General features: G+C 76.9%; 21 protein-coding genes. 15 read left to right on the plus strand and 6 right to left on the minus strand.

The features are described 5' to 3' along the window. Positions 1 to 11: 11 nt before the first annotated feature. From ACSUPT_RS24470 to ACSUPT_RS24480, 3 genes are all read right to left on the minus strand, one after another. The gene (locus tag ACSUPT_RS24470) at positions 12 to 416 is read right to left on the minus strand and encodes a ChaB family protein (RefSeq protein WP_351964813.1); all 405 of its coding nucleotides are present in this window, start codon (positions 414 to 416) and stop codon (positions 12 to 14) included. A 231-nt stretch (positions 417 to 647) separates the two neighbouring features. Beyond that, the gene (locus ACSUPT_RS24475; RefSeq protein WP_351964812.1) at positions 648 to 1,409 is read right to left on the minus strand and encodes a hypothetical protein; all 762 of its coding nucleotides are present in this window, start codon (positions 1,407 to 1,409) and stop codon (positions 648 to 650) included. A 111-nt stretch (positions 1,410 to 1,520) separates the two neighbouring features. Next, positions 1,521 to 2,744 carry a hypothetical protein gene (locus ACSUPT_RS24480; RefSeq protein ID WP_436945522.1) on the minus strand — a complete coding sequence of 408 codons (1,224 nt, stop codon included), beginning with the start codon at positions 2,742 to 2,744 and terminating at the stop codon, positions 1,521 to 1,523. 208 nt (positions 2,745 to 2,952) lie between these two features. Between ACSUPT_RS24480 and ACSUPT_RS24485 the strand changes: the two genes are divergently transcribed. The 11 genes from ACSUPT_RS24485 to ACSUPT_RS24535 all read left to right on the plus strand — a co-directional run bounded on the left by ACSUPT_RS24485 (position 2,953) and on the right by ACSUPT_RS24535 (position 16,053). Beyond that, the gene (locus ACSUPT_RS24485) at positions 2,953 to 3,921 is read left to right on the plus strand and encodes an ABC transporter substrate-binding protein (protein ID WP_361660070.1); all 969 of its coding nucleotides are present in this window, start codon (positions 2,953 to 2,955) and stop codon (positions 3,919 to 3,921) included. A 26-nt stretch (positions 3,922 to 3,947) separates the two neighbouring features. Further along, complete coding sequence (locus ACSUPT_RS24490; protein ID WP_436946261.1) at positions 3,948 to 4,910, plus strand: FecCD family ABC transporter permease; 963 nt, start codon at positions 3,948 to 3,950, stop codon at positions 4,908 to 4,910. Next, a complete protein-coding gene (locus ACSUPT_RS24495; RefSeq protein WP_351964810.1) occupies positions 4,907 to 5,956 on the plus strand; it encodes a FecCD family ABC transporter permease in 1,050 nt (349 codons plus the stop codon). Before ACSUPT_RS24490 ends, ACSUPT_RS24495 begins: the two co-directional genes overlap by 4 nt. Beyond that, positions 5,953 to 6,861 (plus strand): ABC transporter ATP-binding protein, encoded by a 909-nt coding sequence (locus ACSUPT_RS24500; protein WP_436945523.1) that lies wholly within the window; start codon positions 5,953 to 5,955, stop codon positions 6,859 to 6,861. Before ACSUPT_RS24495 ends, ACSUPT_RS24500 begins: the two co-directional genes overlap by 4 nt. A gap of 73 nt (positions 6,862 to 6,934) precedes the next feature. Further along, positions 6,935 to 7,063 (plus strand): streptamidine family RiPP, encoded by a 129-nt coding sequence (gene amiA, locus ACSUPT_RS24505; RefSeq protein WP_351964808.1) that lies wholly within the window; start codon positions 6,935 to 6,937, stop codon positions 7,061 to 7,063. A 91-nt stretch (positions 7,064 to 7,154) separates the two neighbouring features. Then, positions 7,155 to 7,970: a hypothetical protein gene (locus ACSUPT_RS24510; protein WP_436945524.1), complete on the plus strand. Its 816-nt coding sequence runs from the start codon at positions 7,155 to 7,157 to the stop codon at positions 7,968 to 7,970. A gap of 134 nt (positions 7,971 to 8,104) precedes the next feature. Then, the gene (locus ACSUPT_RS24515) at positions 8,105 to 9,571 is read left to right on the plus strand and encodes a CocE/NonD family hydrolase (RefSeq protein ID WP_436945525.1); all 1,467 of its coding nucleotides are present in this window, start codon (positions 8,105 to 8,107) and stop codon (positions 9,569 to 9,571) included. Beyond that, positions 9,568 to 10,935, plus strand: a complete 1,368-nt coding sequence (locus tag ACSUPT_RS24520; protein WP_436945526.1) for a YcaO-like family protein — start codon at positions 9,568 to 9,570, stop codon at positions 10,933 to 10,935. The genes ACSUPT_RS24515 and ACSUPT_RS24520 overlap by 4 nt, the downstream gene beginning before the upstream one ends. Before the next feature lie 17 nt (positions 10,936 to 10,952). Then, positions 10,953 to 12,377 carry a hypothetical protein gene (locus ACSUPT_RS24525; RefSeq protein ID WP_436945527.1) on the plus strand — a complete coding sequence of 475 codons (1,425 nt, stop codon included), beginning with the start codon at positions 10,953 to 10,955 and terminating at the stop codon, positions 12,375 to 12,377. Next, positions 12,374 to 14,107 carry an ABC transporter ATP-binding protein/permease gene (locus ACSUPT_RS24530; RefSeq protein WP_436945528.1) on the plus strand — a complete coding sequence of 578 codons (1,734 nt, stop codon included), beginning with the start codon at positions 12,374 to 12,376 and terminating at the stop codon, positions 14,105 to 14,107. Before ACSUPT_RS24525 ends, ACSUPT_RS24530 begins: the two co-directional genes overlap by 4 nt. Further along, the gene (locus ACSUPT_RS24535; protein ID WP_436945529.1) at positions 14,104 to 16,053 is read left to right on the plus strand and encodes an ABC transporter ATP-binding protein; all 1,950 of its coding nucleotides are present in this window, start codon (positions 14,104 to 14,106) and stop codon (positions 16,051 to 16,053) included. The genes ACSUPT_RS24530 and ACSUPT_RS24535 overlap by 4 nt, the downstream gene beginning before the upstream one ends. Before the next feature lie 100 nt (positions 16,054 to 16,153). Here the strand turns inward: ACSUPT_RS24535 and ACSUPT_RS24540 are convergent, their stop codons facing one another. The 3 genes from ACSUPT_RS24540 to ACSUPT_RS24550 all read right to left on the minus strand — a co-directional run bounded on the left by ACSUPT_RS24540 (position 16,154) and on the right by ACSUPT_RS24550 (position 19,647). After that, positions 16,154 to 16,600 (minus strand): hypothetical protein, encoded by a 447-nt coding sequence (locus tag ACSUPT_RS24540; protein WP_361664432.1) that lies wholly within the window; start codon positions 16,598 to 16,600, stop codon positions 16,154 to 16,156. A gap of 93 nt (positions 16,601 to 16,693) precedes the next feature. Next, positions 16,694 to 17,593 (minus strand): hypothetical protein, encoded by a 900-nt coding sequence (locus tag ACSUPT_RS24545; protein ID WP_365730590.1) that lies wholly within the window; start codon positions 17,591 to 17,593, stop codon positions 16,694 to 16,696. A gap of 290 nt (positions 17,594 to 17,883) precedes the next feature. Continuing rightward, on the minus strand, positions 17,884 to 19,647 hold the full coding sequence (locus ACSUPT_RS24550) for a PucR family transcriptional regulator (RefSeq protein ID WP_436945530.1): 1,764 nt from the start codon (positions 19,645 to 19,647) through the stop codon (positions 17,884 to 17,886). Positions 19,648 to 19,932: 285 nt separating this feature from the next. Between ACSUPT_RS24550 and ACSUPT_RS24555 the strand changes: the two genes are divergently transcribed. The 4 genes from ACSUPT_RS24555 (at position 19,933) to ACSUPT_RS24570 (ending at position 25,649) form a co-directional block, all read left to right on the plus strand. Further along, a complete protein-coding gene (locus tag ACSUPT_RS24555; RefSeq protein WP_351964798.1) occupies positions 19,933 to 20,823 on the plus strand; it encodes an FAD binding domain-containing protein in 891 nt (296 codons plus the stop codon). Between the two features lie 2 nt (positions 20,824 to 20,825). Further along, positions 20,826 to 21,416, plus strand: coding sequence for a (2Fe-2S)-binding protein (locus tag ACSUPT_RS24560; RefSeq protein ID WP_351964797.1), 591 nt, complete (start codon positions 20,826 to 20,828; stop codon positions 21,414 to 21,416). 5 nt (positions 21,417 to 21,421) lie between these two features. After that, positions 21,422 to 23,899: a xanthine dehydrogenase subunit D gene (pucD, locus tag ACSUPT_RS24565; protein ID WP_436945531.1), complete on the plus strand. Its 2,478-nt coding sequence runs from the start codon at positions 21,422 to 21,424 to the stop codon at positions 23,897 to 23,899. 307 nt (positions 23,900 to 24,206) lie between these two features. After that, a complete protein-coding gene (locus ACSUPT_RS24570; protein ID WP_351964795.1) occupies positions 24,207 to 25,649 on the plus strand; it encodes an NCS2 family permease in 1,443 nt (480 codons plus the stop codon). Positions 25,650 to 25,841: the final 192 nt, after the last annotated feature.

A 25,841-nucleotide genomic window follows, 5' to 3' on the forward strand; every position in this document is an offset into this window, starting at 1 on the left:
CGGGGCGGGCGTCAGCGCTCCCGCGCCCGGCGGGTGCGCGAGCGGTTCTCCTTGCGCAGGGCCTCGGCCAGTTCGGCCTTCGTCATCTGGGAGCGGCCCTCGATGCCGAGCCGCTTCGCCATGTCGTACAGGTGCTGCTTGGAGGCGTTCTCGTCGACGCCCTCGCCGCTGCGGGCGGGCTCGCCGCGGGGGGCCGCGGCGCGCGGGTCGGACGGGCCCTTGCGGCCCCCCTCCTTGCGCTCCCAGTGGTCGCCGACCTTCTCGTACGTGTGCTTCAGCGCGCTGAAGGCGACCCGGTGGGCCCGCTCTCCCTCGCCGTACTGCTCGACGGCCGAGTCGTGCGCCTTGATCCAGGTCCGCTGGGCCTCCTTCGCGGACCGCTCCAGCGTGGAGGGCAGTTCCTCACGCCCTGGCATGGAGATCACCTCCGGGTTCGCCGGGGACGGACGCCGGACGTGTGCCCCGGCGACCGCCGCCGAAACGCCCCGCGCCGCCTCCTGGCCGCCCCCGCGCCGCCTCCGCTGCCCGGACGGCGCCGTGGCGGACGCGCGGCGCGGCAGGGACCGGCCGCCAAATCCCGCCGGTCCCGGCGGTGCGTCAGCGCGCCTTCCGCGGCGCAGCCGTACCCCGGCCGCGCGGGCGGGTGTTCAGAGCGCCGGGCGGGCCGTCAGGTGCGCGGCCAGCCACGTCGGTACGCCGCCCAGGAGGCGGAACAGGCGCTGCGCCTCCGCCCGCAGGCGGCTCGCCTCCGGTTCGGGCTCGGCGTCCGCCAGCGCGGCCAGCGCCGGAGCCGTGCCGACGAGGTAGCCGAGCTCCTCCCGCAGCCGCAGCGACTCGGCGAACCCGTGCCGGGCCTCGGCCAGTTCGCCCTCGCGCAGCGCGAGTCCGGCCAGGTGGCGCCAGGTGAACGACATCAGCAGCGTGTCGCCCTGCGCGGTCGCCCCCGCGTGCGCCCTGCGGTACGCGGCGCGGGCCGCCTGCGGGGTGTCCGCCAGGTACTGGGCCAGCAGCCCGCGCCGGAAGTCCAGCAGGGCCCGCCCCGGGGACGACGGGCCGATCAGCGCCGCCGCCCGGCCGAGCGCCGCCCGCGCCTCGTCCGCCCGGTCCCGCACGCCGTGCAGGGTCGCCGCGTACGCCAGATAGCCCCGCTCGCAGGCGGCGGCGCCCCGGTCCTCGTCGGCCCGCGCGACGGCCTCGGCGGCCCGCAGCGCGTCCTCGGCCTCCGCCCAGCCCGCCTCCGTGTACAGGCACCGCTCGATCAGCAGCGCCGCCCGCTGCACCGCGGCGGGAGGGTCGTCGGCCCGGGGGGCCAGCAGCGCGGCGGCGTCGGTCCAGCAGCCGCGGGAGCGCAGCCGCCATACCGCGGTCTGGAGGGGATCGTCACCTTCGGTCGTTCCGGAACCAGACATGGCGGTATACGCCACATTGCCCTCCCCGCACACCGTTGGGCCGATGAGTCCGGACGCATCACAGCACGGAAACGCTCACCCGGCCAAGAGGTCGAGTGAAATGTTTCACAATCACCTGCCGACCGGATCGAGGTGCGCGCCGTCCCCCGGGGCGAGCAGTGCCAGGTGGCCGCCCTCGTCGAGAGGGGCCGGGACCCGCAGCGTGCCGGCGGGTGACGTTCCGTCGAAAAGGTGAATCTCTCCGTGGCCTCCCCGGCTGACGGCGACCAGCGCGGAGCCGGGCGACGCGGCGACCGCCCGGCGCTGCACACCGTCCCAGGGGGTGCCGCCCGGCCGTGGCGCGCCGTCCATGGCGGGCAGCGGCAGCCGCGCCGCCACGCGCGGCGACTCCGCGTCGACCAGCACCAGTTCGTCGCCGTCAGGATGCACGCGCGCGTACGCGATGTGGGCGGCCGACACGGCCAGGCGGAACACCAGTCCGGGACCGAGCGGCACCCGGCCCGTGCGCCGGTCGTCGTCAAGCCCGTGGAACCAGGCGTCGTTGGTCCACTCCGGCCAGCGCCCCGGATCCGGCGGGCCGCCCCGCACGCACGACCAGAGCGTCCGCCGCGCCGGGTCCAGGCGCAGGTAGTAGCCGCGCCCCGGACCGCCCCACGGCAGCGGTTCCTCCACCACCAGCCGGCCGCCCTCGCGCCGCGCGCGGTGCACCCCCGAGCCGGCCGCAGCGAACAGCCGCCCGGTGAGCGGGTCGTGGGCGTCGCCGTGCCCGTCCGCGTCGGCGAGCCCCGTCTCGTACGCGGGTGTCGCCGGCGGGCAGGCGGGCGCGGCGGCCATCAGGTCGGCGTGCCGGTACGCGGTGAGCGCGCCGGGCTCGCGGTGGCGCAGGACCACCAGCGGGTCGTCCGCGCCGAGGACCGTGACGCCCGGTTCGCCGGTGCGGGTCCGGACGCGCACCGCCCTCGGGCGGTCCGGCGCGTCCAGGTCGACGGCGGTCAACAGGTCGCTCCACGCCGCGTGGTTGCGGCCCAGGCCGGTGGTGACGGCGATGCGGCGGCCGGTCGGGTCGGCGGCCAGGTGCTCGGCGGGGACCGCCACCGGGGCGGTCGCCGCGACCAGCGGGCGGCCGGCGTCGGGGCCGTACGGGTCGAGGACGACGAGCTCGCCGGCGAGGTCGTCGACGAACGCGGCGCGGCCGCCCGGCAGGGCGAGGAAGCCGGCGTGCTCGGCGAGGTGCCGGTCCGCGACGACCCCGGCGACCGCGCCGTCCGGCAGGTCCAGGAGCCGCAGGGAACCGGCCACTTGATCGGCGACCAGCAGGCGGGGGGAGAGGGGCATGGCGGCTCCGCGATCGAGGGGAGGAAGAGGTGTTCAGCAGTTATTGAGAATGATTATCATGTGGCGCACTGTTGCGACAGACCCCGCCGACATCTCCACGGAAAGAGGCCCGATGACCCACGGGACCCCCGCTCACGCCGTACCGGCACACGAGGCGCGGACGCAGACCCCGGCGACGCCGGGAGGCGGCATACCGGCACCGCGCCGGATGGCGCGGACCCTGCGCCGCTGGGCGGCGGCCGCCGTCCTCGGCACGCTCATCGCCGGCTGCGGCACCACCGCCCCGGCCGACACGGCGCAGAAGGCGGCCGGCGAAGGGGGGAAGACGGACGTCTCCGTCCAGCCCATCACCGCCGCACGGCAGATCACCGACCCCAAGGGCCACAAGGTCACCACCAAGGCGCCGCCGCGCCGGATCGTCTGCCTCGTCGCCCTCTGCGACGACATGCTGGCCGAACTGGGCCTCACCCCCACCGCCACCAACTCCGCGCTGCTCGCCCACCCGAAGTTCCTCGGCAAGGAGAAGGCCGCCCGCATCCCGGTCGTGCCCGGCGGGTTCATCGCCCCCGAGACCGAGGCGATCCTGTCCCACAAGCCGGACCTGGTCATCGGCCTGGAGGACACCCACGGCAAGCTCGCCCCCGCCCTCGACGGCGCCACCGTCTTCTGGCCCGTGCAGCCCACCCGCTGGCAGGACAGCGTCGGCTACCTCAGGGGCCTCGCCGCGCTCACCGGGCGCACCCGTCAGGGCGAGGACGCCGAGCGCGCCTTCCGCGCCAAACTCGCCGCCGCGGAAGGGAGGAAGAGCGACAAGACCGCGCTGATCATCTTCGGCAGCGACGAGAACTTCGGCGTCGCCACCCCCGGCCGGGACGTGGCCGCAGGACTCATGCCCTCGATCGCCCACTACCCCTGGGAGAACCGGGGCGTCGAGGGCACCTACAGCATGGAGGAGATCCTCGCCCGCGACGTGGACGTGCTGTTCGTGGAGACGCTGTCCTTCGGCGAACCCGACGGCAAGCTCTCCGAGAAGCTCGCCGGGAACCCGCTGTGGTCGCGCATCCCGGCCGTCCGCAACGGCGCCGTCCACGAGGTCGACGCCGAGGTGTGGGCGAAGGGCCGCGGCACCCGCTCCCTCGGCATCGTCCTCGACGAGGCGACGGCCGCGCTGAAGTGACCCCGCCGCTGACCCGTCCCGCGCGCCTGTACGCGGCCGGGGGCGCCGTCCTGGCCGCCGTCACCGTCTCCGCGCTGTGCCTCGGCACCCCGTACGTGCCCCTCACCCGGCTGCTCCCGGCCCTCGGCGGCGACGACCTCGCCGGCGTCGTCGTCACCGAACTGCGCATCCCCAGGCTCCTGCTGGCCCTGGTCGCGGGGGCGTGCCTCGGCGCCGCCGGGCTCGTCCTCCAGGAGGCGCTGCGCAACCCGCTCGCCGTGCCGGAGATGCTCGGCGTCTCCGGCGGCGCGGCCCTCGGCGTCGCCGCGCCGCTCGTCCTCGCCCTGTCCGTCCCGCTCGCCGCGCAGCCGTTCCTCGCCCTCGGCGGGGCGGCGCTCGGCGGGCTCCTCACCCTGGCCGCCGCCGGGTTCGGCCGCAGCCCGTCCGCCGTGCTGCTCACCGGCGCGGCCGTGGCCGCCGCGCTCCAGGCCGCCCTGCTGGTGCTGATGGTGCTGGCCGACCAGCTCGACCTCCAACTCGTCTACCGGTACCTGCTGGGCAGCCTCTCCGCCCGGACCTGGGACGACCTGGCCGGGCTGTGGCCGTGGCTCGTCGCCGCCGTCCCCGCGCTGGTCCTGTGCGCTCCCGTGCTGAGCGTGCTGCGGCTCGGCGACGACGACGCCCGAGCCCTGGGCGTCCGTGTGCGGCGCGCCCGGCTCGCCGCCCTGGCCATCGCGGTCGTGCTGATCGCCCCCGTGGTCGCCGTCTGCGGCCCGGTCGCCTGGGTCGGGTTCCTGGCCCCGCACCTGGCGCGGCGGCTGCGGCCCGACCTGGACGCCGTGGGCTGGCTGCCCTGGGCGGCGGCGTGGGGCGCCCTCGTCGTCGCCGCCGCCGACCAGCCGGCCCGGCTCGCCCTGGCCCCGACGGAGACCCCGGTCGGCGCCTGGACGGCGCTGCTCGGCGTACCGGCGGGCGTGGCGCTGCTGCGGCGGAAGGGGGCGCGGACATGAGCAGCGCCCTCCTGAAGCGGGTCTCCTCGGCGGTCCCCCTCCGGCGGGTGTCCCTCGCCCTGCTCCTGGCCGGTGCCGTGTGCGCCGCCGTCGCCGGGATGGTCGCCGGGCGGGCCGTCGGCGCCGGACAGGTCGCGGAGGTGCTGGCCGGGGGCGGCGACGCCACCGCGCGGCACGTCGTCCTGAACCTGCGGATGCCCCGTACGCTCGTCGCCCTCGTCGCGGGCGCCTGCCTCGGCGTGGCCGGCACGGTGCTGCAGTCCGCGCTGCGCAACCCGCTGGCCGGACCCGAGGTCACCGGGGTCACCCCCGGCGCGGTGCTCGGCGCGGTCGCCGCGACGGGCCTCGGCTTCGCCGGGTGGCGGTCGCCCGGCGCCGTGGTGGCCGCCGCCTGCCTGGGCGGGTTCGCCGGCGCGGCGCTGCTGTGGCTGCTCGCCGGGCGGGACCGGGGCGACCCGGAGCGCACCGCCGTGCACGGCGTCCTCGTGTCGGCCGTGCTGTCGGGCCTCACCGCCATGGTGCTGCTGGTCGCCCCCGGTGAACTGGGCAGCGTCGTCCAGTGGCTGGTCGGCTCCACGGAGGGCCGGGTGTGGACGCACTGGAACCTGCTGTGGCCCTGGGCACTCGCCTGGAGCGCCGCCGCGTGGCTGCTGGCCGCCCCGCTGACGCTGCTGCGGTGCGGCGACGAACAGGCGGCCGCCGCCGGGCTGCGCGCCGGCCGCGCCCGGCTCGCCGCGCTGGCCTGCGCGGTGGCGCTGACCGCCGGTGCCGTGTCGGTCGTGGGCGCGCTGGGGTTCGTGGGGCTGCTGGTCCCGCACCTGGCGTTCGCGCTGTGCGGCGCCGACCTGCGCCTCGCCCTGCCGGGCGCCGCGCTGACCGGCGCGGTCGTCGTGGGGGCGGCCGACGCGGGGGCGCAGTGGCTCTCGCAGCTGCTCGGGCCCGCCCTGGGCTCGGACCGGCTGAGCGTCCCGGCCGGGGCGCTGACCACCTGCGTGGGGGCCGCGCTGCTGCTGATCGTGGCCCGACGACGGAAGGAAGCGACATGACGTCCACACCCGCCGGGGCGACGGCCCCGAAGTCCGCGGCGCCCGCACCGGACGGGCCCGCCGCACCGGAGCGCGCGCCGGAGGGGAGCGCCGGGTCCGTCCGCGTGGAGGGGCTGCGGTTCGGCTATCCCGGGCGGGAGGTGCTGGCCGGGGTGGACCTGCGGGTGGAGCCCGGCGAGGCGGTCGCGCTCGTGGGCCTCAACGGCTGCGGCAAGAGCACCCTCCTGCGCCTGTGCGCCGGGCTGCTGCGCCCCTCCGCGGGGCGGGTCCTGCTGGACGGCGACGACATGTCCCGGCTCTCCCGCAGGGCGGCCGCCCGCCGGGTCGCGCTGCTGCACCAGTCCGCCCCGCCCGTACCGGGCATGACGGTGCGTCAGCTGGTGCGGCAGGGGCGGTACGCGGCGCGCGGGCCGCTCGGCATGCTCCGGGACGGCGACGACGCCGTGTGCGCGCGGGCCCTCGCCGACGTGGGCGTCCAGGACTGGGCCGACCGGCCGGTGGACGACCTGTCGGGCGGCGAGCGGCAGCGCGTACGGCTCGCGATGGCCCTCGCGCAGGACACGCGCGTCCTGCTGCTGGACGAGCCGACCACGTATCTGGACCTCCGCCACCAGCTGGAGGTCATGCGGACCGTCGTACGGCTGCGCGAGGAGCGGGGCCTGACGGTCCTGATGGTCCTGCACGACCTGGGGCACGCGGCCCGGTTCGCCGACCGGATCGTCGCGCTGCGGGACGGCCGGGTCGCGGCGGACGGCCCGCCGGAGGAGGTCGTCACACCGCGCCTGCTCGCCGAAGTCCTGGGCGTGGTGGGGCGGGTGGGGCGCGACCCGGAGGGCGGGTGGCCGGTGTGTTACCCCGATCACCCTCTGCCCCCGGTATTGCAAAATGAAAATCATATTCACTAGAGTCCATGGTGTGCCGCCGGGACCGGTGGCACACCACTCACGCACCACCGATCCGATTACGGAGGCTCAACCCATGGAGCAGCACGAGGTGTTCACCCCGATCGCCGAGCAGGGCCAGCTCGCCCACCTCTCCGCGACCCACTCCAACGCCCTCGTCGAGAACCCCTTCGACGACGCGGCCGAGGTGGACGCGGACCAGTAGTCCGCGGCCCTCACCCGTACAGGGCCCGCCCGGATCGCCTTCCCGGGCGGGCCCGCCCCGTCCCCGCCCCCACCCGCTCCTGGAGGAACCCGTGCCCCTCGCCCCCGGCGTCGTCCTCGTCACCGTCCCCGGCGAAGGGCTCGCCGTCCGCACGCCCGACGGAACGTTCCTGCGGGTCGCCACCGCGGACGCCGACCCGCGGGCGCTGACCGCCCTCCTGACGGACGGCCAGCCCGCCCCCGCCGTCGCCGACCCGCGCCTCGACCGGATCGCCGCCGCCTTCGCCGACGCCGGCTACACGGGCGAGGCCCCGCCGCCTCCCCTCGCCGGCCGCACCGTCGCCGTCCTGGGCGACCCGGTCCTCACCGTGCCCCTCACCCGGTGCGTACGCGACGCCGGCGGCGTCACCCGCACCGTCACCCCCGACGAGGCCGCCGCGGCCGACTCCGACCGCACCGCCGTCGTCTGGTGCCTCGACCGCCCCGTACCGCCCGGCCTCTGGGACGCCGCCGACCGGCTCCCCGCGCGGGGCACCGCCTGGCTGCGCACCCACCGCGAGGGCGCCCACGCCTGGATCGAACCGCCCGCCACCGCGCCCGGCGACGTCACCGCCGCGCACGTACGGCTCCGCCGCCTCGCCGCCACCGCCGCCCACCGCGAACTCGCCGCCCTCTGGGCCGGGCACGCCACCCCCGACAGCGGCCCCCGGCACACCGAGGCGTCCGCCGCGCTCACCGCCGCGCTGCTCACCGCCGACCTGATCGCCTGGGCCACCGGGGCCCCCCTCCCGGTACGGCGCCGGCTGCGCCGCCTCGACCTGCGCGACCTCGCGGTCACCAGCCACCCGGTCCTGCCCGTCCCCGACGTGGCCCCGCTCCCGCTCCGGGCGGAAGGCGGCCCGGCGTGAGCGGCGCGGCCACCCCGGCGAGCGCGGCGGGGGCGCGGGGCGCGGCGGGGGCGACAGGGGCTGTCACCCCGGCGAGCGCGGCGGGGGCGACAGGGGCGGTCACCTCGGCGGGCGCGAGGAACGCGACGGGCGTGATGGACACAGCGGCAGGCGTGCGGGAGGGCGCGGGCGTGCGGGAGGGCGTGCCGGGGGTGACGACCGTGCGGATCGACGGGCTCGCCACCGACCTGTGCCTGCCCGCCCGGCCCGGACCCCACCCCGCCGTCGTACTGCGCACGCCCTACGACCGCCGCGCCCACCGGGCCGAGCTCGCCGCCTGGGCCGCCCGGGGCTTCGCCGCCCTCGCCCAGGACGTGCGCGGCCGCCACGGCTCCGACGGCGACTGGCACCCCTACGGCGACCACGAGCCCCGCGACGGCGCGGCCACCCTGCGGTGGGTGCGCGACCAGCCGTGGAGCGACGGGCGGGTGGTTGCCGCCGGCGCCTCCTACGCCGCCCACTGCGCCCTCGTGACGCCCGGCGCCGACGCCGTGCTGGCCGCCGTCCCCGCCCTCGGGCCCGCCGAGACCGCCCGCGAACCCACCGGCCCCGAACGGCTGCACGCGCGGGCCGGCTGGTGGGCCGCCCACGGGCGGGGCCGCGTCTCCACCACCGCGGCCCCGCCGGACCCGCGCCGACTGCCCGTACGGGACCTCCTGGACGTACCCGGCTGGGCCGCCCTGTGGGACGCCGCCCGCCGCCCGCCCCTCACGGGCCGCGTGCCGCTGCTCGCGGTGGGCGGCACCCGCGACCCGTTCGCCGAGGACACGGTCCGCCTCTGGCGCGGCTGGCACGGTCCCGCCCGGCTCCTCCTCGGCCCCTGGGGCCACGGCCTGACCGCCGACCCCGCACCCGAGGCCCGCCCCGCCCACCGGGTCAACCTGGGGGAGCTGTACGCGCGTTGGGCCCGCGCCGCGCTGGCCGGCACCCTCAGCGGGCGGCGCGCGGCCGTCGGGCACGGCGACAGCGACCACTGGTACGCCCTGCCCGACCCCGCCGACGCGCCCGCCATCTGGCGCTTCGGCGACCCCGCGGGCCTGCGGCTGCTGAGCGGCGCCGCGTTCACCGCCGACCCGGCGCGCCCCGTGCGCTCCGACGACCTGGCCGTCCCCGTGTGCGAGCCGCCCGACCGGTGCCTCCTCGCCGGGCCGCCGCTGCCGCGCCCCCTCGACCTGCTGGGCCACGCCGAGGCGCGGCTCGACGCGGACGCCGACACCCCGTCCGCCGACTGGGCCGTCCGCCTCGTCGCGCTCACCCCCGACGGCCGCGCCCGGCCACTGGCCACCGGAGTCGTACGGCGCACCCGGCCCGGCCCGTTCACCGTGCCGCTCGGCCACATCGCCCGCCGCCTCGACGCGGGCACCCGCCTGCGCGTCGAGGTCGCCGGACACCACTTCCCCGCCCACGCCCGCAACCCGCACACCGGCGAGGACCCGGTCACCGCGACCCGTCTGACCGCCTCCCGGCGCACCGTACGCCTGCCCGGCAGCCATCTGGGGCTGCCCGCCGTACCCCGCGCCCGGCTGCGCCGGACCGACCCCCTACAGGAGATACCGACGTGAGCAGCGCCCTGGACATCGAGTCGCTGGTCGACCCCGTCTGCGGGATCGTCCGCGAGGTCGCGCCCGTCCCGCACCCCGAGGGCGCCCCGCCCCGCTACACGGCGATGACCGCCGACGTGTCGGACGCCCGCCGCTTCGGCGCCTGGCCCGCCGACCGGGTCTCGCTCGGCACCACGTTCGGCGACCCGGAGGGCGCCCGGATCGCCGCCATAGCGGAGGCCGTCGAGCGGTACTGCGGCAACCGCCTCCCGCCGCCCGGCCACCCCGACGCGCCCGTCCGCGCCACCGCCGCCGAACTGGCCGCCGAGGGACGGCGCCTGTACGGGCCGGGCGACCTCCCCGCGTACGCCCCCTGGCAGTACGACAGGCCCCGCTTCCCCTACCGGCCGCTCACCCCCGACACCCCCGCCCTGTGGGCCCGCGCCCGGGAGGGGGACGGGGACTGCTGGGTGCCCGTCGCCCTCAGCCACCTCAACTGGCGCCAGGGCGAGCTGCGTTCACTGCCCCGCACCCACCACCTCAACTACGCGGGCATCGCCACCGGGCAGGGCCTCGACGACGCGGTGGAGCGCGGCCTGCTGGAGGTGGTGGAACGCGACGCGCTGGAACTGTGGTGGCACCTCGACGGACCCGCGCGCGGCATCGACCCGGCGAGCGTCCCCGGCCTCACCCGCGACCTCGACGGGACCGGACTGGAGGTGGCGCTGGTCGAGATGCCGTCCGAGTTCGCGCCGTGCGTGGCCGCGCTCGTCCACGACCCGGCCACCGGCATCCACGCCGCCGGGTTCGCCTGCCGGTACGACCCCGCCGAAGCCGCCCGCAAGGCCGTCCTGGAGGCCGTCCACACCTGGGTGTTCACCCAGGGCGCCACCGAGCCGGACGGCTGGGTGTTCCGGGCCGTCGAGACCGGCCTCCTCGCACGCGGCCTCTACCTGGACCATCGCGCCGACCGCCGCTATCTGGACGTGTGCGGGGAGGACTTCGCCGCCGTGCGGGACCTCGGCGCCCACGTCCAGGTGTGGCTCGACCCGCGCATGGCGCCGTACGCCCGCCGGTTCACCGCGCCCGCCCTCGGCACCGTCCCCGTCCAGGACCTCGCGCCCGGCAGCCCCGGGAAGCTGCGCGCCCGCCTCGCGGAGGGCGGCCACCGGGTCATCACCCTGGACCTCACCACCGAGGACGTCGCCGAGACCCCGCTGCGCGTCGCCCGCGTCCTCGTCTCGGGGCTCGTCCCCAACGCCCCGGCCGCCTTCGCCTACCTGGGCTGCCCCCGCTTCGCCGACGCCGCACTGGCGCGCGGCTGGCGCGACCGGCCGCCCGCCGGCCCCGGCGACTTCACCCTCGCCCCGCCCCCGCACATGTGAGGCGTGCCGTGTCCCTCGTGAACAAGCCCCCGCGCGGGGCGGACGAGACCCGCCCGGACGAGCGCCCGCCCGGCGTGGAGGACGCCCGCCCGGACCGGGACGTGTGCGCCGTGGAGGACGCCCGCGCGGACCGGGACGTGTGCGCCGTGGCGGACGCCCGCCCGGACGAGGACCTGCCCGCCGTGGCGGGCGCCCCCGCGGACCGGGCCCAAGGCCTCGTCGGCGGCGCCCTGGCCCTCGCCCGGTCCGGGCGGGTGCCCGGACCGCGGTTCCCGGCCGGGCCGCAGACCACGCCCTGGCCGGGCCCCGCCCTGCCCGTACCCGCCCCGCTCGACCGGCTGCTGCGGCTCTCCCTGGCCGGGGACCGGCTGCGCCCCGCCGCGTCCGCCGGGGCCCTGCACCCCGTCAACGCCCATCTGCTGCTGGGACCGGGTGCGGGCCTGCCGCCCGGCCGGTACGCCTACCAGCCCCTCGCGCACCGGCTCCACCCGCGCGGCGCCGCCGGCGCGGACGTGCCGCCCGGCGCGATCGCCGTGTTGACGGTCACCGCCCGCAGGACCGTCTCCCAGTACGGCCACCGCGCCTGGCCGCTGCTGCTCCTGGACGCCGGGCACGCCGCCGCCGCGCTCACCCTCGCCGGGGCGCCCGCCTGGTGCCCCGACGCGGACGGCGCCCTCCTCACGGCCGCCGCGGGACTGCCGTACGGCCCCGGTGCCGTCGAACACGCCCTGCTGGCCGTGCGGTTGACGCCGGGCCCGGACGACGCCCTCGAACGGTGGGCCGCGCTCGCGCCCGGCGCGGCGCCCCCGCCCGACGCCCGGCCCGTACCGCCCGTGCTGAAGGCCGCGCGGGACGTGCTGGTCGCGCTCACGGCGTCGGGCACCGGCACGTGGCGCCCACCGGGCGTGCCCGACCTGCCCGGCACGGCCCTGGCGGCCCGGCGCAGCGCGGCCCCGCCGTTCCCCGGAGTCCCGCCCGCCGACCGGCTCGCGGCGGTCCTCGCGGCGGCGACGGCCGCCGCGGGCTGCGTCGGCTCGGGCCCCGCCGGCACCGGCTCCGTGGGCACGGGCTCCGTCGGCACCGGTTCCGTCGGCTCGGGCGCGGGCCCCGGCGCGCTCGCCTGGGACCTCGTACGGGCCGACGACCCGCACGCCCCGTGGCGGCCGGGCGACCTCGCCGCGCGCGCCGCCCGGCAGGGCTGGCTGGCCCGCACCGGGGCGCTGCTCGTCGCGCACGGCTGCCCCGACGACGCCGCGCCCGCCCGTGTCCGCCGCGACCACGTCACCGCCGGGTACGCCGTCGGCGCCGCCCAGGCCGCGGCCGCCGCGCTCGGCCTCGCATCCCGGCCCGTCGGGTCGTGGCAGCGCGGCCCGCACGGCCCCACGCATCCCGTCCACGCCCTGGCGCTGGGCACCGCCACCGAAGGGAACGCCCCCCGATGATGCTCCACCCGGAGCTGCTGCGCGCCGCACGGGCCGCCCGCCGGCCCCTGCTCGGCGCGACCGCGCTCCTCGCCGCCGTCACCACGACGCACCTCGCCCAGGCCGTGCTCCTCGCCGTCGCGCTCGCCCGCATCGCGCGCGGCGACGCCGCTGCCCTGCCGCCCGTGCTCGGCGCGGTCCTCGCCGTCGTCGCCGTACGCGCGGCCCTCGGCCGCGTCCAGCGGGCGCTCGCCGCCCGCGCCGGCGCCCACGTTCGCACCGAGCTGCGCGACACGCTCCTGGAGCGGCTCGGCACCCTCGGCCCGGCGCGCGGCGCCGACGACCGGGCCGGTGCCGTGCGCGCCACACTGGTCGACGGGGTGGAGGGCGTCGACGCGTACGTCTCCCGCTACCTGCCGCAGCTCATCGTCACCTGCGCCGCCCCGCCGCTGCTGCTCGCGGCGGTCGCGGTCGTGGAGCCGTACGCCGTGCTCGCCCTCGCCCCGGCCCTCCTCGTCGCGCTGTTCGCGCCCCGCTGGTGGGACCGGCTCCTCGCCCGGCGCGGCCAGGAGCACTGGGGCTCGTACGAGGCGCTCGCCGCCGACTACCTGGAAGCCCTCCAGGGCATGCCCGCGCTGCGTGCCGCCGGGGCCGTCGGCCGCGTCCGCGCCCGCCTCCAGGAGCGCTCGGCGGCGCTGCACCGGGCGACCGTCGCCAAACTGCGCGTCTCCCTGGTCGACACGGGCCTCACCGACCTCGCCGTGCAGGGCGGCACTGTCGCCGCCGCGCTGCTGGCCTGCGCGTCCGCCGCGTCCGGCCGCACCACCGCGACCGGCACCTACCTGGTCCTGATGCTGGCCTCCGAGTGCTTCCGGCCCGTGCGCGACCTGTCCCGCGAATGGCACTCCGGGTACCTGGGGGTCTCCGCCGCCGACGGGATCGCCGCGCTGCGCACCGCCCGGCCGGCCGTGCCCGACGACGGCACCGCCCTCCTGCCGTCGGGGAAGCCGCCCGCCATCGCCTTCCACGACGTCCACTTCACCCACCCGGGCGCGCCCCGGCCCGCCCTGCGCGGCGTCACCTTCACCGCCGAGGCCGGCCGTACGACGGCGGTCGTCGGCCCGTCCGGCGCGGGCAAGTCGACGCTGCTCGCGCTGCTCCTGCGCCACGGCGACCCCGACGCGGGCCGCATCACCCTGGACGGCACCGACCACACCGCGTACGCCCTCGGCGCGCTGCGGCGCGGCATCGCGGTCGTCTCCCAGGACACGTACCTGTTCCACGCCACCGTCGCCGAGAACCTGCGCCTCGCCCGGCCCGACGCCACCGACGGAGAACTGCGCGCCGCCGCCCGCGCGGCCGGCGTCCACGACGAGATCGCCGCCCTGCCCGACGGGTACGACACGCAGGTCGGCGAGCGCGGCGCGACGCTCTCCGGCGGCCAGCGCCAACGCCTCGCCCTGGCGCGGGCGCTGCTCGCCGACGCGCCCGTCCTCGTGCTGGACGAGGCGACCAGCGCCGTGGACGAGCGGCGCGAGGCCCGCATCGGCCGCGCGCTCACCGAGGCCGCGCGCGGCCGCACCTGCCTGGTCGTGGCGCACCGGCTGGCGTCGGTGCGCGACGCGGACCGGATCGTCGTCCTGGACGGCGGTCGCGTCGAGGCGACCGGCACCCACACGACCCTGACGCACGGCAGCGCGGTGTACGCGCGGCTGGTGGCGGCGGGCACGACCGAGGAGGCGGCGGCATGACGGACCGGACGACGGCGGACCTGGCACACGACGCACCGGCGGACCTGGCACACGACGTACCGGCGGAGGGTGCCTGCGACGTACCGGCGGGCAGGGCGCACGACGTACCGGCGGACGAGGTGCACGACGTACCGGCGGACAGGGCCCACGACAGGGGGGCGGACCGGGCGGATGGCGCCGCGGCGCGGCCCACCGGGGACGACGCGGGGCCCGGCCGTGTGCCGCGCGGGGCGCTGCGGGCCCTGCTGCCGGTGCTGACCGGGGACCGGGCGATGCGCGCCATGACCGCGCGCACCTTCGCCGCGGCCCTGCTGGACCAGGCCGCGCTGGTCGCACTGGTGACGCTCGCCGCGCACACCGTCGGCACCGCCGTCGCCACCGGGGCCCCGCCGGGCGCCGGGACCGTCGCCGCGCTGGTCGCGCTGGTCCTCGTACGGGCGGTCGCGACCTGGCGGGAGATGGACCTCTCGCACGATCTGGCGTACCGGGTCCTCGCGGGGCTGCGCATACGGGTCTTCGACGGGCTCGCCCGGTCCGCGCCCGCCCGGATCGGGGGGCGCCGCAGCGGCGACCTCGCGGCGGCCGCGCTCGGCGACGTGGAGGCGCTGGAGTTCTTCTACGCCCACGCCGTCGCCCAACTCGCCGCGTCAGCGGTGGCGTTCACCGGCGGGTCGGTGGTGCTGGCCGCCGTCGACCCCGCGCTGCTCACCGCCGTCGTACCGGCCGCCGCGCTGCTGGTGCTGGTGCCCGTACTGGACGCGCGGGGCCGGGCGGCGCGCGGCGCCCGCACCCGGCGGGCGGCGGCCGACCTGTCGGCGGACGCGGTGGAGACGGTCGACGGGATGCCGGAACTCCTCGCGTTCGGCGCCCTGGACCGGCGCCGGGCCCGTCTGCGGGAACGCGGGCGGCGCCTCGGTGACGCCCAACGCGCCGAAGCAGCCTGGGAGTCGGGCGCCGCGGCCGTGCGGGACGTGCTGGTGGCCGCCGCCGTCGTCGGCGTCGTCGCGGTCGCCGCGCGCGCCCTGGAAGGCGAGGGCGGCTGGGCGCCGGCCGCCGCCGCCCTCGCCCTGGGCGTGCTGGCCCCCGTCGCCGACTCGGCCGCCGCCCTCGGCCAGGCGGGCGGGCTGCGCGCGGCGGCCGGGCGGGTGCGCGCCGCCATCCACGCCGAGGCGGGCGCCCCGCCCGCGCGCAGCCCGCGCCCCGTACCGCCGGGGCCGCTGGCGGTACGGCTGCGCGGCGTGCGCTTCGACTACGGCGCGGGGCGGCCCGTGCTGGACGGCCTCGACCTGACCGTACGGGCGGGGGAGACCCTGGCGCTGGTCGGCGCGTCCGGGGCGGGCAAGTCGACGTGCGCGCACCTGCTGGCCCGGTACTGGGATCCGGCCGAGGGCGCGGTCGAGCTGGTCGGCGCGGACGGTACGGCCGTCGACCTGCGGGACCTCGCCGACGACGTGCTGCGGCGCACGGTCGCCGTGGTCGGGCAGGACGCGCCGCTGTTCCACGGCAGCCTCGCCGACAACCTGCGCCTCGCCGCGCCCGACGCGACGGACGCGCAACTGCGGGACGCGGCACGGCTGTGCGGCGTGGACCGGATCGCGGACGCCCTTCCGGACGGGTACGCGACGGTGGTGGGGGAGCGGGGCGCCACCCTGTCCGGCGGGCAGCGCTCACGGGTGGCCCTGGCCCGCGCGCTGCTGGCCCGCCCCCGTGTGCTGGTGCTGGACGAGACGACCGCCCACCTGGACACGGCCGGAGACGCGGAGCTGGCCGCCGCGCTGACGGCCGCGTCGCGGGGCCGTACGACCCTGGTGATCGCCCACCGCCCGGCGACCGTGCGCCGCGCGGACCGGATCGCCGTGCTGGAGGGCGGCCGGATCGCCCAGCAGGGCACCTGGACGGAACTCGCCGCGAAGCCGGGGGCGTTCACCCGCGTACTGACCCGCTGAGAACCCACGCCGGTCCGCGCCGGTCCGGCGGGTCCGGGGCCGGGTCCGGCGGGGCGCGGCTGCGCCGGGCAGGGAGCGCGGCCGGGGCCGCGCGGCGGGGTCAGGGGCCTTCGTCGCCGGTCACCACGGTTCCGGAGACGTCCCCGCCCACGGCGACCGACCGCGCGCCGGGGGTCCGCACCCCGGCCGGCGGCCCGGAGCCGGGCCGGGTCCCTCCCGACGAGGGCCGCGGCGGCGGGAGCGTGCCGGTACTCCGGCCGTCCCCGGTGACGACCGTGCCGGAGAGCGTCCCGCCCACGGCGACCGACCGCTCGCCCTCCGCCGTCACCACCGGACCGGTGGCCGCGGCATCCGGAGCCCGCCGCGACAGCGACAGCGCGCGCAGCGACACCGCCAGGCCGGCCGAGCCCGCCAGGGCGCCGACCACGCTGGCGAGTTTGTCCGCCGTGTCCAGGTCCCGCACGACCAGGGCCGTCAAGGCTCCCAGCGCGAGCAGCCCGCCGAGGACCGCCGCGCTCCAGACCAGCACCTTCCGCTGTCGTGTCATACGGCCATCATGGCGCAGTCGTCGCCCCGGCACTCCCGCGAACTCCCATCCGGGGGCGGGCGTTGACGCATCCCGGGCCGCCGGGCCGTGCCGTCACCGCCAGGACCGGCCCGCCTTGACCACATCGGGGTACGGGTGGCCGGGGGAGATGTCGCCGGTCCGGAAGGGCGCGCCCCGGTCGTCCACGATGAGCGTGCCCTGCTCGCCCTTGTACGCCCAGTCGAGGGCGAGCTTCCACGTGACCACGCAGTCGCACGCGACCCGGTCGGGCTCGTCGGGGGCGAGGGCCTCGATGGAGAACACCTCCGGGTCCGTGGCGGACACCGCGTACCCGAAGGGCTTGTCGACGCGCCGCGCCGAGCCGTCCGGCTCGGGCACCACGAGGGTGACGTCCTGGTCGGGTTCCCCGAGCCGCGCCTGGTAGTGGCGCTCCTCGAGGCCGCCGCCGCAGCCGAGGCGCAGACCCACCGCGGTGCCGGGGGAGAGCGGCTCCTCGCGCTGCTCGACGGCGCGCAGACCCAGCAGTACGACGTCGTGGTCGCCGGTGCCCTGCACCACCAGCCGGAGTGCGGTACGGGCACGGTCGACGCCGCCGTTGGTGTGGGCCCACTCGGCCGTGGGCGTACCGGCGGGCACGGGAACGGCACCGGGCAGCCGGCCGGGGAAGATCCAGCCATCGCAGTGGTCCGGGTCCGGCGCGAACCCCGCCGCGACGGCCAGAGGCGGCCGACCGGCTGCCGCAGAGCCGCCCTCGGCCGGACCGGGCCAGTACCAGGCGGCCGCGACACCGCCGAATACGAGGGCGGCCACGATCCCCGCCGCCCCCAGGCCCAGGTTCACATGGGTGACGTTGTCGCCGGTGATGACCGTCCGCGCGTTGCCGCCCGCGGCCACCGACCGGTCACCGGGACTTCCGACGGCCGGGCCCCTCGGCGGCACGGGTGCCGGAGGTTCGGTCGCCCCGGCCGGGGTCTTGCCGTCACCGGCGGCCATCAGCGCTCTCCTCGTCACGTCACTCCCGCTGACGGGCGGGCCTTCGGCCTCCCCGTACCCGGCCGGCCGTGCGCTCCGGGGAGACGGGCGAGCCGCTTGGTGGCCGTCACCCGGCACGCGGGTAGCGCGTCGGGCGCCCCCCGCCGAGGCAGTCGGACGCCAACTATGCCCGACCGGCCGGGCGTTCGCACGCCGTTCACGACGCGAGCGGGCCCTCGCCGACCATCCCGGCGGCAACACGGCAACACGGCAACACGGCAACACGGCACCGCCCACCGGCCGGCGAACCGTCAGGACATGCGCAGCGCCAGGAAGAAGTCGAGCTTGTCCTCCAGGCGGGACAGGTCGCGGCCCGTCAGCTGCTCGATGCGGCCCACCCGGTAGCGCAGCGTGTTGACGTGCAGGTGCAGCCGGGACGCGCAGCGGGTCCACGAGCCGTCGCAGTCGAGGAACGCCTCCAGCGTCGGGATCAGCTCCGCCCGGTGGCGCCGGTCGTAGTCGCGCAGCGGGTCCAGCAGCCGCGCCGTGAACGCGCGCCGTACGTCGTCCGGGACGAACGGCAGCAGCAGCACATGCGACGCCAGCTCGTGGTGGCCGGCCGCGCAGACCCGGCCGGGGCGCGCCGCCGCGACCCTGCGGGCGTGCCGGGCCTCCTCCAGGGCGCCGCGCAGGCCCTCCGCCGAGTTGACGGCCGCGCTGACGCCGAGCGTGAGCCGCCCGTCGTCGCCGAGGCCCGCCGACAGCGGAGCCCGTACGGCGGCGAGCAGCCGGTCCGCGTGCAGGCCCGGCCCCGCGTCGGCCGTCCCGTCACCCGCGGCGGCGGGTGCCTCGGGCCCGTCGGCCGCGCCGTCCGCCGCGGGGTCGCCGTCGCCGTCCGCCGCCGTCCCGGCAGTCGGCACGGCGGGAACGGCCGGGAGCGGTACGAGGGCGATCGCCTCGTCGCCGGAGTACGCCACGGCGATCCGGTCGGCGGAGTCCGCGCCCGTCGTCGCCGGGTCGACCAGCACCTCCTCCAGCAGCGCCTGCGCCACCGGGCCGGCCTCCACCGCGCCGTCGCCGCCCCACTCCACGCGGGCCACCACGACCTGCCAGTGCGGCGCCGTGCCCAGTCCCGGCAGCAGCACCGGGGCGGCCACCCGCAGCCGCGCGGCGACCTCGGCGGGCGCCGCGCCCGTCTGCACCAGCTCCAGCACCTCCTGCGCGAGCCGCCTGCGCACCGTGCGGGCCGCGTCCCGCCGGTCCCGCTCCACCGCGATCAGCTGCGTCACGCCCTGGAGCAGGTCCAGCCGGGCCGCCGGCCAGTCGCCGGCGTCCGCCTCGACGGCCAGCAGCCACTCCGACAGCACCGTCTCGCGCACGTCCCGCACCGCCGGTGCGGCGCCGCGGCCGGTGTTGCGGATCGGGAACAGCGAGTACGTCGTCCCCGCCACCTGCGCCCGGTGCGGGCCGCGCCGCCCGGCGCGGGACGCCGCCAGGTGCTCCCCGGCCAGCGCGGCGGCCGTCCCGGGCGGCAGCGGCGCCCCGGCCCCCGCCACGCGCCGCCCCGTCGGGGACAGCACCCAGGCGCGCAGGTCCAGGTCCGTGCCCAGCAGGTCGAGGACGACCTCGGGGCCGCCGCCCGCCGGGCCGGACGTCATCAGCCGCCGGTGCCGGTCCACCACGGCCGCCAGGTCCCCGGCGCGCTCACCGGACACCTGTCGAACGACGTGCTCCGTAATCGTTGCGAACGCGACGGACTCGTGCACCGCGAACAGCGGCAGCCGGTGGCGGGAACACGCCTGCACCAGATCGTCCGGGATCGCGCCCAGCTCCGCCTCGCCCGCCGCGAGACCCGCCACCCCGGCCGACGCCAGAATCCGTACGAACGGCTCCGAGTCCGCCGCGTCGCGCCGCCACGCCAGACCCGTCAGCACCAGCTCACCGCCCGACAGATAGCGGCTGGGGTCCCTCAGGTCCGTGGTCATGACGCCGCGCACGGTGCGGTCGAGCTCGTCCTCGCCGCCGAGCAGCCGCAGCCCCAGCGCGTCGGTCTCCAGCAGTGCGCGCAGCCGCATGTCGTTGCCGCCGATCCTTCTCGTGGGTGTCTCAACAGGACCGGTGACCCGCGTCACCGTTCCCGGGGGAAAACGAAGAGGACAACCATCCTCGCGTTTCGTTCGAATCTACAAGACGCCGGGTGCCGCCAGCCAACTCCTTCATGGTTTCGGTGACTGCACCGGGTGGAGCACCGGTGGGTGTACTGGGCCCACCAAGCGTGAACACCAGATGAACACGCCCCCGGGCCGGCCGTCCCCGACCCCGGAGGACATCCCGATCACACCGATCAAAGAGAGCCACTCATGGACTTCCTTCGCCCCGCCAGCTGGGAGGAGGCGCTCGCCGCCAAGGCGGAGCACCCCACGGCTGTGCCCATCGCGGGTGGCACCGATGTCATGGTCGAGATCAACTTCGACCACCGGCGGCCCGAGTACCTCCTGGACCTCAACCGGATCGAGGCGCTCGGCGAGTGGGAGGTCGGCGAGGAGAACGTCCGCCTGGGCGCCTCCGTCCCGTACACCCGCATCATGGAGCACCTGCGCGCCGAGCTGCCCGGCCTGGCCCTGGCCTCCCACACCGTCGCCTCGCCGCAGATCCGCAACCGCGGCGGCGTCGGCGGCAACCTCGGCACCGCCTCCCCGGCCGGCGACGCCCACCCCGCGCTGCTCGCGGCGGGCGCCGAGGTCGAGGTCGAGTCGGTGCGCGGCACCCGCTTCATCCCCATCGACGCGTTCTTCACGGGCGTGAAGCGCAACGCGCTGGAACCGGACGAGCTGATCAAGACGATCCACATCAAGAAGGCCGGCGGCCCGCAGCAGTACTCCAAGGTGGGTACCCGCAATGCCATGGTCATCGCCGTCTGCGCCTTCGGCATCGCCCTCCACCCGGAGACCCGCACGGTCCGCACGGGCATCGGCTCCGCCGCGCCCACGCCGATCCGCGCGCGGGAGGCCGAGGAGTTCCTGAACGCCGCGCTGGAAGAGGGCGGCTTCTGGGACAACGGCAAGATCATCACCCCGTCGATCGCCAAGCAGTTCGCGGAGCTCGCGGCCGCCGCCTGCAACCCGATCGACGACGTACGCGGCACGGCCCGCTACCGGCGGCACGCCGTCGGCATCATGGCCCGCCGCACCCTCGGCTGGACCTGGGAGCAGTACCGGGGCAGCGCCCGCACGCTGGAAGGAGCGGCATAACCATGCGCGTCAATTTCACGGTCAACGGCCGTCCCCAGCAGGCCGACGACGTGTGGGAGGGCGAGTCCCTCCTGTACGTGCTGCGCGAGCGCCTGGGCCTGCCCGGCTCCAAGAACGCCTGCGAGCAGGGCGAGTGCGGCTCCTGCACGGTCCGCCTCGACGGAGTGCCCGTCTGCTCCTGCCTGGTCGCGGCGGGCCAGGTCGAGGGGCGCGAGGTCGTCACCGTCGAGGGCCTCGCCGACCACGCCCGGCAGCGCGCCCAGGGAAGCGCCCACTCCTGCGGCGGCGGCACCACCCTGGACGAGGCGAAGGGCTGGTCGGCGCGCGGCACCGACTCGCAGACCGGCGAGGGCACCGAGCTCTCCCCGATCCAGCAGGCGTTCATCGACGCGGGCGCCGTCCAGTGCGGCTTCTGCACCCCCGGCCTGCTCGTCGCGGCCGACGAGATGCTGGAGCGCAACCCGTCCCCGACCGACGAGGACATCCGGGAAGCGCTCTCCGGCAACCTCTGCCGCTGCACCGGCTACGAGAAGATCCTGGACGCCGTCCGCCTCGCGGCCGCCCGTCAGGAACGTCAGGGAGAGGCGGTCTGACCCCCATGACCACCACCGCGCACACCACCACGGCGCCCACCACCACCGCGCACACCACCGCCACCGCCGCGTCCGGCACCGCCGCCAAGGCCGCCGCGACGCCCGCCGGCACCCCCACCAAGGTCACCCAGGGCGTCCGGGGCACCAAGGGCGGCATCGGCGAGTCCACGCTCCGCCCCGACGGCACCCTCAAGGTCACCGGCGAGTTCGCGTACTCCTCGGACATGTGGCACGAGGACATGCTGTGGGGGCAGATCCTGCGCTCCCCCGTGGCCCACGCCGAGATCGTCTCCATCGACACCTCCGAGGCCCTCGCCCAGGCCGGTGTGTATGCCGTCCTCACCTACGACGACCTGCCGACCGAGGTGAAGAACTACGGCCTGGAGATCCAGGACACCCCGGTCCTCGCCCACGGCAGGGTCCGCCACCACGGCGAGCCCGTCGCCGTCGTCGCCGCCGACCACCCGGAGACCGCCCGCCGCGCCGCCGCCAAGATCAAGGTGGAGTACCGGGAGCTGCCCGTCGTCACCGACGAGGCGTCCGCCCTCGCCCCCGACGCGCCGCTCCTCCACCCCGGACGCGACGACCACCACGCCGGGCACGTCCCGCACCCCAACATCGTGCACCGCCAGCCGATCATCCGCGGCGACGTCGGGGCCGCCCGCGCCCGCGCCGACGTGATCGTGGAGGGCGAGTACACCTTCGGCATGCAGGACCAGGCGTTCCTCGGCCCCGAGTCCGGGCTCGCCGTGCCCGCCGAGGACGGCGGCGTCGACCTGTACATCGCCACCCAGTGGCTCCACTCCGACCTGCGCCAGATCGCGCCCGTCCTCGGCCTGCCCGAGGAGAAGGTCCGCATGACGCTCTCCGGCGTCGGCGGCGCCTTCGGCGGCCGCGAGGACCTGTCGATGCAGATCCACGCCTGCCTCCTCGCCCTGCGCACCGGCAAGCCCGTCAAGATCGTCTACAACCGGTACGAGTCGTTCTTCGGGCACGTCCACCGCCACCCGGCGAAGCTGTACTACGAGCACGGCGCCACCAAGGACGGCAAGCTCACCCACATGAAGTGCCGGATCGTCCTGGACGGCGGCGCCTACGCCTCCGCCTCCCCGGCCGTCGTCGGCAACGCCGCGTCCCTGTCCGCCGGCCCGTACGTCATCGACAACGTCGACATCGAGGCCATCGCCCTCTACACCAACAACCCGCCCTGCGGCGCCATGCGCGGCTTCGGCGCGGTCCAGGCGTGCTTCGCGTACGAGGCGCAGATGGACAAGCTCGCCGCGAAGCTCGGCATGGACCCGGTCGAGTTCCGCCGGCTCAACGCGATGGAGCAGGGCACCATCATGCCCACCGGGCAGCCCGTCGACTCCCCGGCCCCCGTCGCCGAGCTGCTGCGCCGCGTCAAGGCCCGGCCGCTGCCCCCGGAGCGCCAGTGGGAGACCACCGCCGGCGCCGACGTCCGCGCCCTGCCCGGCGGTCTGTCCAACACCACGCACGGCGAGGGCGTCGTCCGCGGGGTCGGCTACGCCGTCGGCATCAAGAACGTCGGCTTCTCCGAGGGCTTCGACGACTACTCCACCGCCCGCGTGCGCATGGAGGTCATCAACGGCGAGGCCGTCGCCACCGTCCACACCGCCATGGCGGAGGTCGGGCAGGGCGGCGTCACCGTCCACGCCCAGATCGCCCGTACGGAGCTCGGCGTCACCCAGGTCACCATCCACCCGGCCGACACACGGGTCGGCTCCGCCGGCTCCACCTCCGCCTCCCGTCAGACGTACGTCACGGGCGGCGCCGTCAAGAACTCCTGCGAGCTGGTCCGCGAGAAGGTCCTGGAGCTGGGCCGCCGCAAGTTCGGCACCTACCACCCGGCCTGGGCCCACGCCGAACTGCTCCTGGAGGGCGGCAAGGTCGTCACCGACAACGGCGAGGTGCTCGCCGACCTCGTGGACGTCCTGGAGGACGAGGCCGTCGAGGTCGAGGCCGAGTGGCGGCACCGCCCCACCGAACCGTTCGACCTGCGCACCGGCCAGGGCAACGGCCACGTCCAGTACTCCTTCGCCGCCCACCGCGCCGTCGTCGAGGTCGACACCGAACTGGGCCTCGTCAAGGTCATCGAACTGGCCTGCGCCCAGGACGTCGGCAAGGCCCTCAACCCGCTGTCCGTGGTCGGCCAGATCCAGGGCGGCACCACCCAGGGCCTCGGCATGGCGGTCATGGAGGAGATCGTCGTCGACCCGAAGACGGCGAAGGTCAAGAACCCCTCCTTCACCGACTACCTCATCCCCACGATCCTCGACACGCCGACCATCCCCGTCGACGTGCTCGAACTCGCCGACGACCACGCCCCCTACGGGCTGCGCGGCATCGGCGAGGCCCCCACCCTGTCCTCCACCCCGGCCGTCCTCGCGGCGATCCGCGACGCGACGGGACTGGAACTGAACAGGACGCCGGTACGCCCCGAGCACCTCACCGGCACCGCCTGACGGCACCGCGCCGGCACCCCCGGACGCACCGGCCCCGCACACCCCGCGGCGCCGGCACGCCCCGGGCCTCGCCGGCACCACCGGGACGCGATCCCCCGCGCCCCGTGCCCCCACAGCCCTCCGGGCGGTGCGCGCCACCGGGAACGTCACAGTCCACGGCCGCGCGCACCGCCCGGAGCCCCCACGCACCAACCCCGTTCGTCTCGGGCCGTCCCCCGGGTCGTGCAGCCAGGCAGCATCCCAAATCCCGCGCACAGGCACAGAAGCAGAGCCGCGGGTGCCCCTGTGAACCTTGGGAGTAGGCACCATGACCCAGTCGACAGTGGAGCCGAAGACCGTCTCGGAGGACGCGGGCGACGGCTCACGCGTCCCCGCCGGACGGTCTTGGCTCGACCGGTACTTTCACATCACCCACAGAGGATCGACCGTCGCGCGCGAGGTGCGCGGCGGCGTCACCACCTTCATGGCGATGGCGTACATCCTCCTGCTCAACCCGCTGCTCCTCGGCGGCGCGGACGTGCTCGGGAACAAGCTGAGCCAGCCCGCCCTGATCACGGCCACCGCGCTCGCCGCGGCGGTCACCACCCTGGCGATGGGCATCATCGGCAAGGTCCCGCTCGCCCTGGCGGCCGGCCTCAGCGTCGCCGGTGTCGTCTCCACCCAGGTCGCGCCCCACATGACCTGGCCGCAGGCGATGGGCATGTGCGTCGTGTACGGCGCGGTGATCTGCCTGCTGGTCGTCACCGGCGTCCGCGAAGTCATCATGAACGCCATACCCCTGGCGCTGAAGCACGGCATCACCATGGGCATCGGCCTGTTCATCGCCATGATCGGCTTCGTCAACGCGGGCTTCGTCGGCAAGGGCGAGGGCGGCGGCCCGGTCACCCTCGGAACCGGCGGCTCGCTCACCGGCTGGCCCGTCGTCCTGTTCACCGTGACCCTGCTGCTGATCTTCATGCTGCAGGCCCGCAAGGTGCCCGGCGCCATCCTCCTCGGCATCGTCGTCGGCACGGTCATCTCCGTCGTCGCCACCGCGACCGGACTGATCGACGAGCGGGCGTGGGGCGGCAGACCGCCCGTCCTGGACGGCGGCGTCGTCTCCATGCCGGACTTCTCCCTCTTCGGGCAGGTCGAGTTCGGCGGCTGGGAGCAGCTGGGATACGCGGCCGTCGGCATGATCGTCTTCACACTGGTGCTGGCCGGCTTCTTCGACGCGATGGCCACCATCATCGCCGTCGGCCAGGAGGCCCGGCTGGCCGACGCGTCGGGGCGCATGCCCGGCCTGAACAAGGCGCTGTTCATCGACGGCGCGGGCGGCGCGATCGGCGGCGTCACCAGCGCCTCCGGGCAGACCGTCTTCATCGAGTCCGCGACCGGGGTGGGCGAGGGCGCCCGTACGGGCCTCTCGGCCTCGGTCACCGGGCTGTTCTTCGCCGCGTGCCTGTTCTTCACCCCGCTCACCCAGCTCGTCCCCGGCCAGGTCGCGTCCGCCGCGCTCGTCGTGATCGGCGCGATGATGCTGCAGAACGCCCGGCACGTCGACTGGGCCGACTGGTCGGTCGCCGTGCCGGTCTTCCTGACCGTGGTGCTGATGCCGTTCACGTACACCATCACCACCGGTGTCGGCGCGGGCGTCATCGCCTACTGCGCGATCAAGGCCGCGCAGGGCAAGTGGCGCGAGCCGAGCGTCCTGATGTGGATCCTGTCCGCGGTGTTCGTCTTCTACTTCGCCACGGGCACCGGCCACTGACCCGCCCCGGCCGCCCGCCGCCCCCGCCGGCCGTGCCCCCGGCACCCGGCGGGGGCCGCGCCGGACGGCCGCCGGCTGCGGTCGGCCCCGCCCCGCCGGGGCACCCGCCACGGTGGCGCCCCGGCCCGCCGGCCCGCCGGCACCAGGGCGACCCGCCGCCACCGGGTCGCCGCCCCGTCCCCCGTACATCCG

Origin of the sequence: Streptomyces sp. SudanB25_2051, assembly GCF_964272635.1 — a bacterium.
In the GTDB taxonomy this organism is placed as follows: Bacteria; Actinomycetota; Actinomycetes; order Streptomycetales; family Streptomycetaceae; genus Streptomyces.

Excerpts from the sequence above, each read along its gene's own strand:
- ACSUPT_RS24470 (WP_351964813.1), bottom strand. The coding sequence starts at position 416 with ATGCCAGGGCGTGAGGAACTGCCCTCCACGCTGGAGCGGTCCGCGAAG.
- ACSUPT_RS24475 (WP_351964812.1), bottom strand. The coding sequence starts at position 1,409 with ATGTCTGGTTCCGGAACGACCGAAGGTGACGATCCCCTCCAGACCGCG.
- ACSUPT_RS24480 (WP_436945522.1), bottom strand. The coding sequence starts at position 2,744 with ATGCCCCTCTCCCCCCGCCTGCTGGTCGCCGATCAAGTGGCCGGTTCC.
- ACSUPT_RS24485 (WP_361660070.1), top strand. The coding sequence starts at position 2,953 with ATGGCGCGGACCCTGCGCCGCTGGGCGGCGGCCGCCGTCCTCGGCACG.
- ACSUPT_RS24495 (WP_351964810.1), top strand. The coding sequence starts at position 4,907 with ATGAGCAGCGCCCTCCTGAAGCGGGTCTCCTCGGCGGTCCCCCTCCGG.
- ACSUPT_RS24500 (WP_436945523.1), top strand. The coding sequence starts at position 5,953 with ATGACGTCCACACCCGCCGGGGCGACGGCCCCGAAGTCCGCGGCGCCC.
- amiA (WP_351964808.1), top strand. The coding sequence starts at position 6,935 with ATGGAGCAGCACGAGGTGTTCACCCCGATCGCCGAGCAGGGCCAGCTC.
- ACSUPT_RS24515 (WP_436945525.1), top strand. The coding sequence starts at position 8,105 with ATGGACACAGCGGCAGGCGTGCGGGAGGGCGCGGGCGTGCGGGAGGGC.
- ACSUPT_RS24530 (WP_436945528.1), top strand. The coding sequence starts at position 12,374 with ATGATGCTCCACCCGGAGCTGCTGCGCGCCGCACGGGCCGCCCGCCGG.
- ACSUPT_RS24535 (WP_436945529.1), top strand. The coding sequence starts at position 14,104 with ATGACGGACCGGACGACGGCGGACCTGGCACACGACGCACCGGCGGAC.
- ACSUPT_RS24540 (WP_361664432.1), bottom strand. The coding sequence starts at position 16,600 with ATGACACGACAGCGGAAGGTGCTGGTCTGGAGCGCGGCGGTCCTCGGC.
- ACSUPT_RS24545 (WP_365730590.1), bottom strand. The coding sequence starts at position 17,593 with ATGGCCGCCGGTGACGGCAAGACCCCGGCCGGGGCGACCGAACCTCCG.
- ACSUPT_RS24550 (WP_436945530.1), bottom strand. The coding sequence starts at position 19,647 with ATGCGGCTGCGCGCACTGCTGGAGACCGACGCGCTGGGGCTGCGGCTG.
- ACSUPT_RS24555 (WP_351964798.1), top strand. The coding sequence starts at position 19,933 with ATGGACTTCCTTCGCCCCGCCAGCTGGGAGGAGGCGCTCGCCGCCAAG.
- ACSUPT_RS24560 (WP_351964797.1), top strand. The coding sequence starts at position 20,826 with ATGCGCGTCAATTTCACGGTCAACGGCCGTCCCCAGCAGGCCGACGAC.
- pucD (WP_436945531.1), top strand. The coding sequence starts at position 21,422 with ATGACCACCACCGCGCACACCACCACGGCGCCCACCACCACCGCGCAC.
- ACSUPT_RS24570 (WP_351964795.1), top strand. The coding sequence starts at position 24,207 with ATGACCCAGTCGACAGTGGAGCCGAAGACCGTCTCGGAGGACGCGGGC.